15 protein-coding genes and 1 pseudogene are annotated in these 15524 nt (G+C 70.5%); 10 read left to right on the top strand and 6 right to left on the bottom strand.

The window, feature by feature from the left end:
* Window positions 1–118 precede the first annotated feature (118 nt).
* Window positions 119–652: a hypothetical protein gene (locus tag N5875_RS37535; protein ID WP_338498866.1), complete on the top strand. Its 534-nt coding sequence runs from the start codon at window positions 119–121 to the stop codon at window positions 650–652.
* A gap of 1219 nt (window positions 653–1871) precedes the next feature.
* Here the strand turns inward: N5875_RS37535 and N5875_RS37540 are convergent.
* From N5875_RS37540 to N5875_RS37550, 3 genes and pseudogenes are all read right to left on the bottom strand, one after another.
* A pseudogene (locus tag N5875_RS37540) lies at window positions 1872–2191 on the bottom strand (transposase); the annotation flags it as partial.
* Between the two features lie 344 nt (window positions 2192–2535).
* Complete coding sequence (locus N5875_RS37545) at window positions 2536–2769, bottom strand: zf-HC2 domain-containing protein (RefSeq protein WP_338498868.1); 234 nt, start codon at window positions 2767–2769, stop codon at window positions 2536–2538.
* A 273-nt stretch (window positions 2770–3042) separates the two neighbouring features.
* Window positions 3043–3522, bottom strand: a complete 480-nt coding sequence (locus tag N5875_RS37550; RefSeq protein WP_338498869.1) for a carboxymuconolactone decarboxylase family protein — start codon at window positions 3520–3522, stop codon at window positions 3043–3045.
* Window positions 3523–3815: 293 nt separating this feature from the next.
* On the opposite strand from N5875_RS37550, the gene N5875_RS37555 reads away from it, so the two are divergent.
* Window positions 3816–4679 (top strand): RNA polymerase sigma-70 factor, encoded by an 864-nt coding sequence (locus tag N5875_RS37555; RefSeq protein ID WP_338499386.1) that lies wholly within the window; start codon window positions 3816–3818, stop codon window positions 4677–4679.
* A gap of 82 nt (window positions 4680–4761) precedes the next feature.
* Here the strand turns inward: N5875_RS37555 and N5875_RS37560 are convergent, their stop codons facing one another.
* Window positions 4762–5991: an aromatic acid exporter family protein gene (locus N5875_RS37560; protein WP_338498870.1), complete on the bottom strand. Its 1230-nt coding sequence runs from the start codon at window positions 5989–5991 to the stop codon at window positions 4762–4764.
* Window positions 5992–6466: 475 nt separating this feature from the next.
* Between N5875_RS37560 and N5875_RS37565 the strand changes: the two genes are divergently transcribed.
* The 7 genes from N5875_RS37565 (at window position 6467) to N5875_RS37595 (ending at window position 12195) form a co-directional block, all read left to right on the top strand.
* Window positions 6467–6805, top strand: a complete 339-nt coding sequence (locus tag N5875_RS37565) for a hypothetical protein (protein ID WP_318212226.1) — start codon at window positions 6467–6469, stop codon at window positions 6803–6805.
* On the top strand, window positions 6802–7179 hold the full coding sequence (locus N5875_RS37570) for a nuclear transport factor 2 family protein (protein ID WP_338498873.1): 378 nt from the start codon (window positions 6802–6804) through the stop codon (window positions 7177–7179). Before N5875_RS37565 ends, N5875_RS37570 begins: the two co-directional genes overlap by 4 nt.
* Window positions 7180–7975: 796 nt before the next feature.
* Entirely contained in the window at window positions 7976–9481 is a 1506-nt protein-coding gene (locus N5875_RS37575) for a hypothetical protein (RefSeq protein ID WP_338498875.1), read from the top strand.
* Window positions 9482–9733: 252 nt separating this feature from the next.
* Entirely contained in the window at window positions 9734–9973 is a 240-nt protein-coding gene (locus N5875_RS37580) for a hypothetical protein (RefSeq protein ID WP_338498876.1), read from the top strand.
* Window positions 9974–10682: 709 nt separating this feature from the next.
* A complete protein-coding gene (locus N5875_RS37585; RefSeq protein WP_338498877.1) occupies window positions 10683–11231 on the top strand; it encodes a DUF1062 domain-containing protein in 549 nt (182 codons plus the stop codon).
* A gap of 100 nt (window positions 11232–11331) precedes the next feature.
* Window positions 11332–11844, top strand: coding sequence for a GNAT family protein (locus N5875_RS37590; RefSeq protein ID WP_318212231.1), 513 nt, complete (start codon window positions 11332–11334; stop codon window positions 11842–11844).
* Between the two features lie 39 nt (window positions 11845–11883).
* Window positions 11884–12195 (top strand): hypothetical protein, encoded by a 312-nt coding sequence (locus N5875_RS37595; RefSeq protein ID WP_338498880.1) that lies wholly within the window; start codon window positions 11884–11886, stop codon window positions 12193–12195.
* Here N5875_RS37595 and N5875_RS37600 read toward each other — a convergent pair.
* The gene (locus N5875_RS37600; protein ID WP_338498882.1) at window positions 12192–13400 is read right to left on the bottom strand and encodes a hypothetical protein; all 1209 of its coding nucleotides are present in this window, start codon (window positions 13398–13400) and stop codon (window positions 12192–12194) included. The two genes, N5875_RS37595 and N5875_RS37600, sit on opposite strands and share 4 nt — an antisense overlap.
* A gap of 88 nt (window positions 13401–13488) precedes the next feature.
* Here N5875_RS37600 and N5875_RS37605 point away from each other — a divergent pair, with 88 nt between their 5' ends.
* Window positions 13489–14370, top strand: coding sequence for an arginase family protein (locus tag N5875_RS37605; RefSeq protein ID WP_338498884.1), 882 nt, complete (start codon window positions 13489–13491; stop codon window positions 14368–14370).
* Between the two features lie 92 nt (window positions 14371–14462).
* On the opposite strand, the gene N5875_RS37610 is transcribed toward N5875_RS37605, so the two are convergent.
* Window positions 14463–15482 carry a hypothetical protein gene (locus N5875_RS37610; RefSeq protein WP_338498885.1) on the bottom strand — a complete coding sequence of 340 codons (1020 nt, stop codon included), beginning with the start codon at window positions 15480–15482 and terminating at the stop codon, window positions 14463–14465.
* Between the last annotated feature and the right edge of the window lie 42 nt (window positions 15483–15524).

A 15524-nucleotide genomic window follows, 5' to 3' on the forward strand; every position in this document is an offset into this window, starting at 1 on the left:
GTCCCAAGCGCACGGTGATGCCTCTGCCGCCGAGGTGTCCGGGCGCGTCGCGGCCTCGCCCCCGGCCTCAGTGCCGGCCACGGCCCGGGCGGCAACCACGCACGGCGAGGCGGGCTCGATGGAGGAGGCCGTGGAGGACGTGGCCTCCGTGGCGATGGCCGCTCGTGGCGACGGCGCCCAGACCCGCGATGCCGTCGTCGCGCTCATCAAGCAGCTCGCCGCCGATCTTCCCGCCTACATCGAGGAGTTGGCGATCATCACCGACTCCGCAGCGGCCGAGGCGCGCATCGAGACGGTCACCCGCGCCTCCACGCAGCGCATCCTCGCTGCCGAGGAGCGCGCCACGCTCGCCGAGGAGGCGGCCGACATGGCTGTCTCCGCACTCGACGCCGCGACCCAGCAGTTCGCCGAGGAGACCACCGCGATCCGCGAGGAGGCCGCGCACAAGGTAGCCGACGCCGAGTTCGTCCGGGCCGAGCTGGAGCACTACCGCGAGCGCGTCGGCATGCTCGAACTCCGGCTCGACGCCGTCCGTGACGAGGCCGACGAACTGCGCCGCGCCCGCGGGGCCCCTCCCGGAGCCACGAGTTCCCCGGCCGCGAGTTCCCCGGCCGCCCCTGTGGAGCAGGCACACCCCGCCGAGAACTGCTGAAAGCCGCAGACGGGACCGAAGCGGCGGACTCGATGCGTAACGTTCGCCGCTCCTTCCGGCTCTGAAAGCCCAGGGGGCCCAGCTCCGTCGGCCCCAGCGCCCAGGGCGCGCCGGGGCAGTCGCCGATGCCGCCTCGGCGCCCCCGACACCCGTGCAACCCGTGCAACCCGTGCAACCCGTGCAACCCGTGAAACCCGCGAACACCCGAGAAGAAACGGAAACCCTCATGTCCCGTAGCAAGCGCCGCAACGCCCTCTGGATCACCGTCGCCGCCGCAGTCGTCGTGGCAGCTGTCGGGCTCTACCTCTTCCAGCCCTGGAAGCTGTACCCCACGGAACGCGTGGACGAGGCGCCTCCGGCGGCCGCCGGCCAGCAGGCCTGGCACGGTCAAGCAGGTGGCGAAAGAGTTCATCACACACGAGCACGAGACCACCAGCTCGGTCGAGGTCCAGCAGCTCGCAGACGGAAAGACGACCCTGCGCCTGACGAACCTGCGAACCTCCGACGGCCCGGCCCTGCACGTCTGGCTCAGCGACCAGCCGGTCGACAAGAAACGGCGGCGGCAACCTCGACGAGGGCAGGCACATCGACCTCGGCGTCCTCAAGGGCAACGAGGGCAACCAGAACTACGCGTGGAAGCCCACCGCGCCCATGATCCCGGTGAAGATCGCGCCTCCGACCAGGCCGGCGATGACACCGTGCCAGACCGAGATCACCCGCCCACCTGCCAGGCGCCCTTCCGCGGTTCGCACCGCGCCCGGCATCCACTCCAGGCCCCGGCCGGCTAGGACCTGTTCGGGCGGTCATAGGAGAGGTCGGGGCGTTCAGGGCCTCAGCAGATCACCGCTTCACCGCTCCCGTGGCGGCAGTCACTCCTGTCCTGGCTCGCTGGTGTGCCACGATGGCCGCCAAGGAGGCGTGATGAAGTATGTGGGGCTGGGGGCGCTCATCGCGGTTGCTCTGGCTGTAGCGATAAGCGGTGTGGTTGAGCTTCTCACTGGGTGGATCCATCCATGGGAGCGAGCCCAGGTCATACGTCCTGTGCCTCATGGAATAGGTCAGGTGCTGACGGGAAGCGGCCTCTGCTGTTTCTTCAGTCTGATCGCCTTCGCCCCGTCAGAGAACGCCTTCCTTTTGCTTATGGCAGCGGGCGCTGGGCTCTTCCTCGCTGGAACCGTCCTGGTCGGCGTGTCCCGGTTTCCATGACCGCCAACTCCGTTCATGACCGGAGCCAGATCATGATGGCTGTGGCAGTGAATGTGCCGAGGAAGACGTATCCGCGCTTGTCGTAGCGACTGGCCACGGCCTGCGACTGTTTCAGTTTGTTGATGGACCGCTCGACCGTGTTGCGCTACTTGTACCGCTCCTTGCCGAAACCGGGTGGCTATCGGTCCTCTCCGGAATCGTGTTCCGGATTCCCCGACGTCGCAGGTACTCGCGGCATGGGTCGTTGCTGTACGCCTTGTCGGCCGCGAGACTGTTCGGCCTTTTGCGGGATCGGCCGCTTCCGAGACGGGGAACACGGATCTCGTCCAGTACGCCCCGAGTCCGCCGAGGCCACCACCGACGATCACCACATGGGGTCTGGCCCGCTGGGTTGCCGGGCGGGGTGGGAGCCAGATCGACAGTGCGTGGAAGACGTGCCCCATGACCGCGCCGAAGAGGGCGGCGCCGATGAGCTCGGGGAAGCGCGCCACGGCGACCGCGAGCCGTTGCTCTGCCGGTGCCCGCCGAGGAGGAGGCCGACCACGGCCCCCAGCGCCACGGTGTGCGCGGCCCACTGATCCACGACGGGTCCGTGGCGCCTGCGAGGCCGCGCCGACTGTGCCACCGGGCAGTCCGGCGGAGTCATGCACGTTCAGAGCGGGCGCGCCGCACGAGCGTTACACCTGCGGCTGCCAGTCCCGGAAGGCGGAGAGGAGGTGCTGCCTGGCGTCCGACGAGACGCCGTTCGGGGGCAGCTCACCCGTGGTGGCGATCGTCTGCCGGAACTGGTTGAGGTAGATCTCGCAGGCCTCACACCGCGCCAGGTGCACGAGACACCGCAGCTCGGTCGGCTCGCCCATGGGCCCGTCGAGGAACTCGGTCACCCGCTCGACGAACTCGGCACAGTCCATGGCACCTTCCGCTCTCGTGCGACGGACGGACGGCCGACTCCTCACCGGTCCGCACCGGCTGGTCACCGGCTGGTCACCGGCTCGTCCGGTGAGGACGACACCTATCACGTTCCTGCCGTGGCACCGAGCACGCGGGACGATCGCCCCTGGCTGGTCAGGCGCCTGACAGTCCCTTTCATGCGAAGACCCGGTACGGATCCTCGTCGTGTGTGGCATGCGCGGGCCCGCCCCGGATCGGACGATCCTGGGACGGACCCGCGTTGAGCCTGGCGGTCAGCTCGACGTGCCGGCGAACATGCCGGGCTCGTACGCGCCTCCCGGGTTGTGCACGATCACGTTCATCCGGGTGGCCGCGTTGATCAGGGAGACCAGGCAGACCAGCGCACCGATCTGGTCGTCGTCGTAGTGCTTGCGAACCTCGGCCCAGGTTGCGTCGGACACGCCGTGGTCGCCGAGTCGGGTGCCTTCCTCGGCGAGCGCCAGCGCGGCCCGTTCGGCTTCGGTGAACACGGTGCTGTGCCGCCAGGCGGCGACCAGGTTCAGCCGGCGCGCGGTCTCACCGGCGGCCGCGGCCTCCTTGGTGTGGACGTCGACGCAGAAACCGCAGCCGTTGATCTGGCCGACCCGCAGCTCCACCAGCTCTCGTAGGGCCTTCGGCAGCGTCGACCCTTCCAGGGCCAACGAGGTGTTGTAGAACCGCTTGGCGACCTTCGCGGCGGTCGGGCTGTCGAACAGGTTGAAACGAGGTTCCATGACGTCGTCCTCACTCGTGGTGTGGTGTGCTCGCTGCGCCGGACGAACACAAGATGCCGACGGTCCGATCCCTGTGACGGCGTGGTGATGTGGCGTGCGTCACCGGTCGCGGGTGTCACAAAGCGATGCGGGCGGCCATCTGGTGTTCGGCGCAGTCGAGAGCGAACGGGCAGGAGCCGGCGATGAGCGACCGAGCGATGAGTGACCAATCGATGACCGATCAGTCGATGACCGACCGAGCGATGAGCGAGGGGACAAGGAACACGTCCGTACCGGTGACTCGTGGCGGCCGTATGGAAAGCGTCACCCAGGCGTTCGTCACCCACCGCAGCCTGCTGTTCACCGTCGCGTACGAGATGCTCGGCTCGGCCGCCGACGCCGAGGACATCCTGCAGGAGACCTGGCTTCGGTGGGTGGGCGTGGATCTCGACACCGTGCGGGATCAGCGTGCGTACCTGGTCCGGATCGCGACGCGCCAGGCGCTGAGCCATCTGCGCACGCTGGGCCGGCGCAAGGAGTCCTACGTAGGGCCCTGGCTGCCCGAGCCGCTGCTGACCGCGCCCGACGTGGCCGAGGACGTCGAACTGGCCGACAGCGTCTCGATGGCGATGCTGCTGGTACTGGAGACCCTCACCCCGACCGAGCGGGCGGTGTTTGTACTGCGAGAGGTGTTCGACCTCGGTTACGACGAGATCGCCGAAGCCGTCGACAAGAGCCCGGCCGCAGTCCGCCAGATCGCCCACCGGGCACGGGCCCATGTCGCGGCGCGCCGACCGCGCGGGGTCGCTTCCGCTGCCGAGACTCGCCGCACCGTCGAGGCGTTCCAGTGGGCGGTCCAAACGGGCGACCTGCAACGCCTGCTCGACATCCTCGCGCCGGACGTCGTCCTGCTGACCGACAGCGGCGGTGTCGTGCGGGCAGCGCTGACGCCCATCGTGGGGGCCGGCGAGGTGGCCCACGTACTGGGCAGGATCGCCGCCGCGGAGCTGCGGCCGACACACGTCAACGGCGACCCGGCGCTGATCGTCCGACTGCACGGCGAGATCGACACCGTCATCGCGCTGCGCGTCGATGACGGCCGCATCACTGGCCTCTACGCGGTGCGCAACCCCGAGAAGCTGTCGCGTCTGGGGCGGGAGACCGCCTTGCGCCGCTGATCCGGAGGCCGGCGTGTCGACTCGCCTCGACATCCGGCGGGCGGGCCGATGACGGCGTGCGCCGGGCCCGCCCGGCGGGCGGTCATCTGTCGGTGCGGGCGGGTCGACGCGTGTCCCGCCGGTTATGCAGGACGAGGCGGCGTCGGCGATCACTGCGTTCGCGGCCCTGCCGGTCCAGCTCTTCCATCAGCCGGTGGCCTCGGTGCTCGGGGTCGAGTTCGTCGAGGATCCGGTCGACCTCGGTGAGGAGCGCCCCGTACAGCTGCCAGCGGCCGGGGTCGGCCAGAGCGAGGGCGAGGAGCCGGGCGGCGGTGTGGTCCCTGCAGGCTCTGGCCGCCCGCAGTTCGCCCGCGAGGCGGGTCTCTGCCGCCTCGGCGCCCTCGCTGCCCTGCGTGGTGACCAGGACGGCGAAGCTGACGAGGGCGTCGGCGGTGTACTGGGCGGTCTCCCGGATGGCCAGGGCGGCCTGCTCGGGCAGCAGCTGGTGCCCGCCGCGATGCTTCGCCAGGTCGGTGAGGGTACGGGCGAGGACCCGCAGGACGACGGCGCAGATTTCCAGGGTGTCCAGGCCGGTACGCAGCACCACCCGGTGCAGGAGGCCCTCTTTGACGCGGGGGTTGAACCGCAGACTGTCCTCGGCGGTACGCAGGGCCCTGTCGACGTCGGCGACGTCGTTGTCGAGGCGGCGGGCTTCGTGGAGCCGGGTGGCAGCCTGCTCGACGGGGGGTGCGCCGGTGAACTCGTCCGCCACGTCCAGGAGCAGCAGCCGCATCCGTCGGGCGAGGTCCTCGATGGAGTCGCCGGCGGTGTCGACCCAGACGGGCGGGGCGAGGAGCAGGTTGAAGAGCATGCCGACGACAGCGCCGATGAGGGTTTCCAGGACGCGGTCCCAGGCGGTGTCGGAGACCTGGGTGACGCCGAGGACGAGCATGGCGCTGATGGCCACCTCGGGGATGAACTCCTCGACCCTGACGAGGCGGCCGATGAGCAGCGAGGCGAGGATCACGAGGGCCAGACTCCACCAGGAGAGGCCGACGACGGCGCTGAACGCGATGGCGATGAGGACGCCGACGACGACCGAGTTCACCCGGCGCAGGCTGGTGGTCACGGTGGAGTAGAGCGTGACCTGGACGACGAGGAGGGCGGTGAGGGGCGCGGTGAGCGGAACCGGTTCCCTGCTGAGCTGGAGGGCGACGACGTAGCTGAGAGTCGCAGCCGCCGCGGACCGTACGGTCTGGACGGCAAAGGGGTCGCGCCGGAGGCGCGCGAGCAGCCCGTCGCCCCGGTCGTGCGGTTTCTTGCCGCGTGCCACGCCCCACCTCGTCCCGTAGCCGCCCCGCAGGGGCTGTCCGGAAGACCGCCTGCCCGGACAGCCCCGGGCTCATACCCGGGTACGCCCGGGCGGACGAGGGATCACCCCCGCTTCGGGGACGGGCAGCTCCGAAAGGGATGGCGTTGACACACCGGTTGCGGTGGCTGTCCCGGAAGAATCACCACCTGGTCCATCGACGACGAGGACGCGCTCGCGCTCCCGGCGCGCCTTCGGGACATGGTTCAGCCTGGAGGAGCGGGTCCCGGCGGGCCGGGCGTGTGAATGCAGGCGGACCCCGTTGTGCCGTTCTTGAGTGAGCGGGCCGGTAGCGGGGGCGCCCACCTCCCCGGGCGGGTGCCGGCTCTCGCTGCGGCGTCTGGGGCAGCGGACTGGAGACCGTCAATCCTCCGGGCTTGTTCAGGCGGCCAGCTCGCAGTCACCATCGGGCGCCACGTGCGGCGATCCGCACGCGACCATGACGTTGCTCGGCGACTCGACCCTGGAGGACGGCTTTCGCGGCCGTCAGTTCCTCGACGCCGCCGCCGAGTACCCCGACCGCGGCGAGCCGGTACGCGCGGTCGTCCACGACCAGCGGTCATGGCTGTTCAACGTCCTGTGCGACCGCTCGACCGACATGGGTCACGCCGGCCTCGACCCCGGCCGCGTCGCCGCGTCCTCGTCCTGCTCCACGACGGCGCGTTCAAGCCGCCGAACTCGACAACGCCAAAGCTGCCCGGGAAACATTCCGTTGCCCCGTCGACGACTCAATTCGCTTGCGAATGCCCAGGTCAGCTGGGGCAGGATGCTCCCATGAACGTGGATAGCAGCGTGGCCGAGGTCATCAAGCGAGAGTTGCAGTTGCTGAGTCCGTCCGGGCGGTCGTCCAGGGCATTGGCGGATCAACTCCTCGATCCGGAGTTCGTGGAAGTAGGCGCCTCAGGGCGGAGGTGGGATCGCCGGTCGATGCTCTCGGCGCTGCCGGTCATGCAGGGGGCGTCCGACGACGGCCCGCAGTATGTGCCTACCGAGATGACGGGCACCGTATTGGCGCCGGGGATCGTGCACCTGACGTTCGAAACCATGCTCGACGGAAGGCGAGCCCGGAGGAGCTCGATCTGGCGCAAGTTGGATGATGAATCCGGGTGGCGGATGTATTACCACCAGGCCACGCCTGTGCCGGAGGCATGAGACGGCGAGCCTGTTGCCAGCCGGCGGCGTGGACCGTGAACGGCAAAGTCCCGCGCAGCAACGAAGCTCCAGGGACCCCGTTGCAGGCCCGACGCGGTCACCGTGATCAGGCCGGCTGCACCAGAGTCGATGTGGTGATCTCGGCCCGCACTCCCCGCCCAGCGCGCGCTGCAGGCCCCGTTGGCGGACTATGAGAACAGAGCCCGCCCGGGAAGCCGTCGCACGTTGCACCGGGCGGGCACATCCACTCATCGGCCCCTCCTCGCCGGGAGCGCCCCGCCAAGGGCTACGTGTACCTGTCCGGGATCACCGACCGCTGACAGCCCGGAGACACCCGCCGCATTCCCGAGCGCATCCATGACCGCGGGATCACCCCGGCGCGTCCGGCCCTCGATGGCGAGGACTCTGACCCGCGCTCGGAGCGGGGGTGGGTTGCCCTGCACTCAACTGCCCAATTCCCTGGGGGCCGCTTCCCCGTGAGCGGTCGGCCCCGCCGTCCGCCCAGTCATCCCCCCCGCCGTTCCCCGCGCCGTCCTTCCGACGTCCCCCCAGTGCGGGGAAGCCGAACCGGTGCTCGCCCGTCGGTGCGGGCCTCGAAGCGACCCGGTCACGGCGTGGCGGCCCAGATGGCGCCGGGCGCCGGGGCCAGGCCCCGGAACGCATCCGGTTGCACCATCTTGTGTGCCAAATGATGAGGTCAGAGCGGCAACTTTCTGGTTGACCAGAATTCCGGTACCAGCGATAGTGACGCTCGCGGCCGCGCTGATTCGGCCTGCGGCACCAGGGGTGGGGACTCTTGAACGACAACAAAAACACCATGCGCGACGACGTGCCAGGACAGGTCGACATGCTTGTCGCCGCCGGCCGTTCGGCCGAAGCACGGGCCACCGCGCAGAGCACGCTCGACGCGGACGGACCCGACGCCGGGCTCCTCCTCGCGCTCGCCCGCGCCCACATGGCCGAGGACGACGACGACCACGACGACGCCGCAGAGCGGGTCTTCCGTGAGGGCCTGGAGGCCTTCCCGGACGACATAGCCCTGATTGCCGGGTACGCGGAGCTCTGCGCCCGCACCGACGCGATGGACCGGCCGGGGCGGCACGCCAGAGGTCCGGTACTCCTCGCCCGTCTGCGAGAACTCGCTCCGCATTCCGTGGAGTTGCAGCGCGCCGAGGCTGCGGGAAGCTCCGTCTCCACGAGCGCCAAGAACACCGCCTCGGCGCGCCGAATGCAGTCGTTCGACACGGCTCGTGCCTTCGCCGACGCGCCCACGCCTCAGGCCGCGGCCGCCCAGGCCGCCCAGTGGGCCGCCGCCGCTCCGCACGACCTGCGGCTCGCCGTCCTTGCCGAGACGACCGGCGCTCTCGCCGCCCCCGGCCGGACCTGGTCGCGCCTGCTGCTGCGCCGCGGCCTCGAGTACCGCTTCGGTATCGGTGCGGTCGTCGCTCTGCTCGTCGTACTGCGCCTCACCGTCCTGCCGACGGTTCCCTACGGCGTGGCGACGGGGGTGGGGCTGCTGATGGGGCTGCCCTTCCTCGGCCTCCGCAAGCACTTGCGGGCCTCCCGTGAGCGGGCTGCCGAGCGGATAGCTGCGGCCGCGACCGTGGCTGCGACTGCGACTGCGACCGCGACCGCGACCGCGACTGCGACCGAAACCGTTCCGGACGAGGAGGCGACTGCCGCCGGCGAGGGGTTCGGGCCGCCGGAGCTGCCGCCCGTGCCACGTGTCACCCCGCGCGAGTACGCCTTCGCCGGGGCCGGACTCGCCCTCCTGCTGGTCGTCGGCGTCACGGCGTACGTCTCCTCCCTCGCTTACCCCCGGTACGACATCGTCGCCCACGACACCTTCAGGGGCCTGAAGGGCTTCGACCTGCAGGAGGAGTTCGACCCGTTCGCTGCTGTGCCCGACACTGAGCGGGAGGGGTCGACGGCCCGCCTGTACGTCGCCGAGGACGCCGCCCCGGACGCGGCCGCCGAGTATCTGGTGGCCATCACGACCGGAGACTTCCACGACCTGCGTGAGTCGCACGTGTATGACGACAACGGACTCGTGCCCTCGGACATGGCGGGGGCCGGCACCATCCACGAGACCTGGCGTGCCGAGGCCGGTCCGTACGGGAGCTGGATGCGGTGCCTGCGGTACACCGAGGTGGCCACCGGCACGCCCCGGGCGATGTGCGTGTGGGCCGACAAGGGCAGCGTCGGCATGGTCCTGTTCACGGCAGAGGACAAGGACCAGGCCGCGGTCGAGGAGACGGCCCGGTCCATCGGCGCCGACTTCCTCCGTCCCGCCGCCGACTGAGCGGGGTTTCTCGGTGCTGGCCACTGCTTGCCAGGAGGGGAACTCACACATGAACCACGCGCGTCCGTACGCCCGCAGAATCGCAGTGGCCGCCGCCGTCACCGTCGCCCTCGTCGCCACCGGCGGCACACTCACCGCACTCCCGGCGACGGCGGCACCACGCGCCGCGCAGGACGAACAGCAGACGACCGTGCCCTACCCGAAGGGGTACGTCGAGCCCCTCGGGGGAGGCACCGCGGGCTTCTTCACCATGTGCTGTGGCTGTACCTCGGCAGGGGCGACGGGACGTTCGCGATCCGGAGCCGGATCGGCGGCTGGAGCGTGTTCACCGGCCTGGTCGGCATCGGTGACGCCGACGGCGACGGGCGTGCGGACCTGATCGCCCACGACCGTTTCGGTGACGTCTTCTACCGGGGGACCGGAGACTGGCGGGCGCCCTTCGGCCCGTACCGCCGGGTGGGCCTGACGTACGGCCAGGAGGAACCCTTCTGACCTATGGTCCTCCTCCGCCACAGAGGCCGGCAGGCGGACGGGCCACCGCCGGCCTCCGCGACGCCGCAGATGGACGCGGATCGCACGGGACGAGCACGACTCTTCCGCGAGGACCACATGGGGCGATGGGACGCCGGACCTCCCTGATGCTCCGGCCCCCACGGGAGGCCGCCTCGCCGCACAGATGCGCGGCCTTCTCGCGGCGGGCGGTGTGATTCCCGCGGCTCTGCTGGTGACGGTCGGGGGCGTGTTCGGTGCCGTCTGGGCGAGCAGCAACGACTTCGAGATGCGTCCGATTCTCGTGGGTCTGGTGATTCTCGTCCGCCTCTCCATGGACCTGCGCCCCCTCGCGTTCCTCTGCTTCGCCGTCTTCCGCCGCCCCACATGCCCCGAGCCGCCGGTCATGGTCTACCCCAGGAGTTCGCCGAGACAGCCACCGGCACCATCCCCAGGCCTCCGACGAACTCCGCGACCCACCCCTCGGCTCCCTCCTCGCCCAGGCCGGTAGCTCAGCCCGTACGTCCCCGCGAAAACCTGTGGAACGGCGTCGCCGTGCGCCCGTACCGTGTTGCCGAGCCACGTCGTCGAGCCAAGGGCAGGCCGTTGTACACCGTGTGAGACCCCCCGAGCGCTGAACCGTCGCGCGTCGCGCCCTGCGCGCCGCGCTCCTTCTTGCTGCGGATTTCTCACTGAAAACCGGTGTACTCCTGTGCTCAACAGCTGGGTGGTCATGCCCACCTGCCTTCCTGTCGTCCTCCGCCGCTGCCACACCTGCGCCTCCGAGCGCTTCCGGGCGAACGGCAAGTTCCGCGTCAACGCGAACCACAAGCTCCTCGACGCGTGGCTCCTCGTGCTCTGCACCTCCTGCGGGGAGACGGCGAAGCTCACGGTCCTGGAGCGGACGCACGTCCGCTCCGTACGACCAGAGTTCCTCGACCGCATGCACGACAACGACCCACTTCTGGCGGCTGAGTTGCTCCAGGATCCGGTCCTACGGCACCGCAATCACATCGCCCTCGACTGGGACGGTGCCTGGCGCCTCGACACCGGCGCATCTGATCACCTGGGCGGCGAGGCCGTCGACGTCTCGGTCCGATTCGCCGCCCGGATTCCCGTACGGCCGGTTCGGCTGATCGCCGAAGGGTTCGGTCTGTCACGGGCCGAGGTGGAGAGACTGATCGCGGAAGGCAGGCTCGTCTCGGCGGACCGGCTGAGCGGCCGGCTGTCCGGCGACTTCACCTTCCTGTTCAAGCGCTGACCCCTTCACGGGAGCAGGGGCCTGCCCGCCAGGATCCACCGCCGGGCAGGCCCGAGCCACCCCTGGACGAGTGGCTCCGAAGTCGGGGATGATCAGTGGCATGCAGACGGTCCTGCGGGGAGCCTTGGTGACGCTTCGCCCGTCGACGGTGGGCGATATCCCCGCTCTGGCCGCGATCCGGACCACGCCTGAGGTGTACGCGCGCTGGCGAGGCGGCGACGACCTGACGGCCGCGGTGGCCCAGGACCTCGAAGATCCCGGGGTCCGGACCTTCGTGGTCGAGCATGACGGCAGGGTGGTCGGTGCTATCCAGTGGGGCGCCGAGGACGAGCCGGACTACCGGCATGCCAACATCGACATCTACCTCGACCCTGCGGTGCACGGGAGTGGCCTTGGCACTGACGCCGTCCGCGCCCTGGCACGCCATCTGATCGATGATCACGGATACCGCCGGCTGGTGATCGACCCGGCCGCCGACAATGCCGCCGCCATCCGGTGCTACCGCAAGGTCGGCTTCCGCCCGGTGGGCATCATGCGGCAGTACGAGCGCGGACCGGACGGCAGCTGGCACGACGGGCTGCTGATGGACCTGTTGGCGGAGGAGCTGGAATAGGTCTCACGTGCGGCCTTCTGGGGCCTGTGCCTGTATCCGGTGTACACCCCGACCGGCATGCCGATCATGTGGGCTCTGGCCAACCCGAAGATCGGCGAACGTGAGGTGCTCGCCGCGATGCTGGAGGTTGATGCCCGCCCGGTCGCCAACCGCGAGGGCATCCTGCTCATCTCGGACAAGGGCTTTGCGTCCAAGCCGTTCGAGAAGGCCCTCGCCGAGCAGGGCATCGAGCAGCGGGTCCTGGCCATGGCTGCCGCGATCTGGCACAACAACAAGACCAGCGCCTCAATCCCCCGATCGCTGATCGCTGATCGCCTACGATCACTGATCACTTCGGAGCCACTCCTCTAGTCCTGCCAGTAGAAGAGCAGTGCGTCGACCGTGAGGGGGTTCCGTCCGCCGAAGTAGTAGACGCAGAGGTCCGTGACCCGGATCGCTCTCGTCTCCCCGTCGATCCAGCGGAAACCCGCCGATTCGAGCGCACGCCGGGCGGCGTCGGGAAAGTTCTCCTCGGCGGTGGCGAACGGGCCGAGGGTGCTGATCAGGAGCCGGTCCCCGCCGACCTCGATCACGTGGTACGTCCCGTCCCCCTGCTGGTTGTCCTCGCCGCAGGAGACCGGGGGCTTCGGCTCCAGGCCGGCCGACGTGAGGGCGGCCGCCGCCCGGCGGAGCTGGTCGTCCACGTCGGGGCGGGCGGGCGGCTCGGCGCAGACGGCCTCGATCCGCCACCGCGGGTCGCTCAGGCGCTCACAGCCGGGTCCGTACTCGTGGACGATCGCCTGACGGAGCTCCTCGTCCAGGCCCTCGACCTCGACCCGGGGGCGCCCCAGACGTTCGTAGACCGCCCGGGCCTCGGCCCTGTCCTCGGTGAGGCGGTACAGCGCGTACGCCGCCCAGATCTTCGCCTCGGCCGTCGGCGCCTCGTCGAGGTAGGCGCGCAGTCGGTCCGCGTCGGTCGAGAGCGACTGGGCGACGTACGCGACCCGCCGGTCCGGGTCCGCCAGCGCGTAGGTCACGTCCTCGTCGGCGCGGTACCGCATCCAGACACGGAACTCCCGGTCCTCGGGGCGTTCCTCGCCGAGCTCGGCCAGGATCGCGTCCGCTCCGTACCGGTCCACGAGCCCGTCCAGACCGGCATCGCCCGCGTCGCGGACGCGCTGCCACGGCGAGGCGGCGAGCGTCGCCAGCTCGCGCGCGGCCGAACGGTCGCCGAGCAGGCCCCGCGCCTTGAGGAAGGCCTCGCCCATGCCGTACGAGGTGTCGGACGCGCGGTCCTCGTGGCGCAGCCAGGGCAGCAGCTCCGTCCGGTCGGCGAGCAGGTCGAGGAGGGCCCTGCGCACCTCGGGGGTGTCCTGGGGATCCTGGACGCACGCGATCAGCTCGGGAACGTACCGCTCGGGGACCCGGCCGGTCAGCGCGATCACGCACGATCTGCGGCGCCACCACGGGTGCCCGGGGTTCGCCACGTACCGGGCGAGTTCTTCCGCGCCGACCTCCCGCAGGCCGGCGGTGTCGTGGAATCCGGCCTGCGGTATCAGGGTCTCGATGCTTCGCATCCGGGGATGCTACTGCCCCGGCAACGCCCTGAGCAGGCCAATTTCACCGGCGCGCGCACGGACTGCCCGATGGGGACACCATGGACGTATGACGCTGCCCGGCGAGCGTGGCCTCGCCGTCGTCGAGGCGCCGTCCGTGCTCGGGCTGCGGCCGTCCGGGGTCCAGGAGCTGCCGGAGGCCGTGCTCGGCGGAGTGGCGCGGGTCGCGCGGGTCGAACCGCCCGCGTACGACCCGCTGCGGGACGCCGTGACCGGGGTGCTCAACCCGGGTGGGATCGCGCGGTACTCCGTACAACTGGCGGACGCCGTCGGCGAGGTGCTCGACTCCGGGCGCTTTCCCGTCGTCCTGGGCGGCGACTGCAGCATCCTGCTGGGGAACCTGCTCGCCCTGCGGCGCAGAGGGCGGTACGGGCTGCTGTTCCTCGACGGACACACGGACTTCTACCAGCCGTCCGCCGAACCCACCGGCGAGGTCGCGTCCATGGAACTCGCCCTGGCCACCGGGCGCGGCCCCCGGACGCTCGCCGACCTGGAGGGTCGGCGGCCGCTGGTGCGCGACGAGGACGTCGTCGCGCTCGGGTTCCGGGACGCCGAGGAGTCCGCCGAGGCGGGGAGCCGGCCGCTCCCGCCGCGGCTGTTCGCCCTCGCTCTCGACGACGTGCGCGCGGCCGGCGCGGGCGCGGCCGCGCGTGGCGCCGTCGCCCGGCTCGCCGAGCGGGACGGGTACTGGGTCCACCTCGACGTCGACGTCCTGGACGACGTGATCATGCCCGCCGTCGACTACCGGCAGCCCGGCGGGCTGAGCTGGGCCGAACTGGAGGACGTACTGAGGACAGCCCTGGGCCACGAACGTGCCGTCGGGTTCGACGTCACGATCTTCAACCCGCGGCTCGACCCCGACGGGACGATCGCCGACCGCCTGACCGCCTGCCTGCGGCGGGCCCTGGCGGTCCAGGGCCCGCCGGTCTAGCACTCTGCCGGTGCAGCGCCAGACCGGCGGGCCGGAGCCCTGGCGGCAGGGGCCCTGCCGGGCCGGGGAGCCCTCTGATCGCGTTCGGCGGATCAGCCGCGGTCGAGCCGCGGCAGCGAAGCACAGAGGCGCTCGGGCAGCGCTGGCAGGACTTTGTGGATGCCGACGCAACCCGCAGCGCCGTTCGTGGTGACCGGCCGCCAGCCGGTGGTCTCGGCCCGGTAGAACCAGCGTTGGGAGATACCTGAGGAGGAGCAGCCGTCGCCGGCTTCACCGCACACCGGCCCCATCCGGGTCGACAGGTCCAGCACCAGCCACGTGTCGTCGCAGCCGCGTTCCTCCCAGCGCGTGTGTTTGGGGATGTCCGTATCGTTGACTGCCTGCTGGTACGAGGACGAGGTGCAACGCGGGGGCGTGGGGTCGCAGCCGTTCTCACCACACTGCCGCAGGTCAGGCGGGGTGGCACCGGCGGGGGTGTACACGTCCCGGCTGTTCACCACGACCCTGCGGGAGCTGAGGGGCTCGTCCAGCTTCACCGTCGTTTCGACCCGCTGCGTCCCGGTGCAGCCGGAGTCCCGGTCCAGGGACGGGGTTTCGTACGTGACCCGCACGTACACCGTGCCGCGCTCGACAGTCTCGAGTTCACCGCGCAGGCCGCGCACGCAGGCGTGTGCGCCGTCGGGCACTTCGGCGTCGACCACCAGAGACCGGCCGCCGTCGGCGGTACGGACACCGTCGATGCGGATCGGAGCGGCGAGCGTCCAGGTTGTGTCCGCGTCTGTCGCCTCCTCAGCGGTCTCGACGGTCTTTACGGTCTGAGTACCGCAGCCGGCGAGGATCGCCAGGACCGCGCCGAGCGCGACCATCCGTATGTCCCGCTGCCACATGCCGCGCCCCCCATTTGCCGAAGATCGGCAGCCTAGCGTGTCCCCTGGGAGCCCCCCGTTGACCGTCTCCGTCGAGAGGATTCGGCGGAAGGCGTGCGGCGTGAATCTCAGCGGTGTCCCGTCGCCGTCGACGATGTCGGCCCGCAGCGCATGGTCGGTGAGGAACTCTCGGATCCGGTTGGGGGAGATGAAGCTCAGGAAGCGCCAGCAGTACACCACCGGCATGAAGCCGCAGCTCACGGGCCAGACCCTGCCGATGCCACGGCC

It is taken from the genome of Streptomyces sp. SJL17-4, assembly GCF_036826855.1.
Classification (GTDB): Bacteria; Actinomycetota; Actinomycetes; order Streptomycetales; family Streptomycetaceae; genus Streptomyces.

What these genes read in the sequence shown, in the direction of transcription:
- N5875_RS37535 (WP_338498866.1), top strand. Translation starts at nt 119, where the DNA reads ATGGAGGAGGCCGTGGAGGACGTGGCCTCCGTGGCGATGGCCGCTCGT.
- N5875_RS37545 (WP_338498868.1), bottom strand. Translation starts at nt 2,769, where the DNA reads ATGGACTGTGCCGAGTTCGTCGAGCGGGTGACCGAGTTCCTCGACGGG.
- N5875_RS37550 (WP_338498869.1), bottom strand. Translation starts at nt 3,522, where the DNA reads ATGGAACCTCGTTTCAACCTGTTCGACAGCCCGACCGCCGCGAAGGTC.
- N5875_RS37555 (WP_338499386.1), top strand. Translation starts at nt 3,816, where the DNA reads ATGGAAAGCGTCACCCAGGCGTTCGTCACCCACCGCAGCCTGCTGTTC.
- N5875_RS37565 (WP_318212226.1), top strand. Translation starts at nt 6,467, where the DNA reads ATGACGTTGCTCGGCGACTCGACCCTGGAGGACGGCTTTCGCGGCCGT.
- N5875_RS37570 (WP_338498873.1), top strand. Translation starts at nt 6,802, where the DNA reads ATGAACGTGGATAGCAGCGTGGCCGAGGTCATCAAGCGAGAGTTGCAG.
- N5875_RS37590 (WP_318212231.1), top strand. Translation starts at nt 11,332, where the DNA reads ATGCAGACGGTCCTGCGGGGAGCCTTGGTGACGCTTCGCCCGTCGACG.
- N5875_RS37600 (WP_338498882.1), bottom strand. Translation starts at nt 13,400, where the DNA reads ATGCGAAGCATCGAGACCCTGATACCGCAGGCCGGATTCCACGACACC.
- N5875_RS37605 (WP_338498884.1), top strand. Translation starts at nt 13,489, where the DNA reads ATGACGCTGCCCGGCGAGCGTGGCCTCGCCGTCGTCGAGGCGCCGTCC.
- N5875_RS37610 (WP_338498885.1), bottom strand. Translation starts at nt 15,482, where the DNA reads ATGCCGGTGGTGTACTGCTGGCGCTTCCTGAGCTTCATCTCCCCCAAC.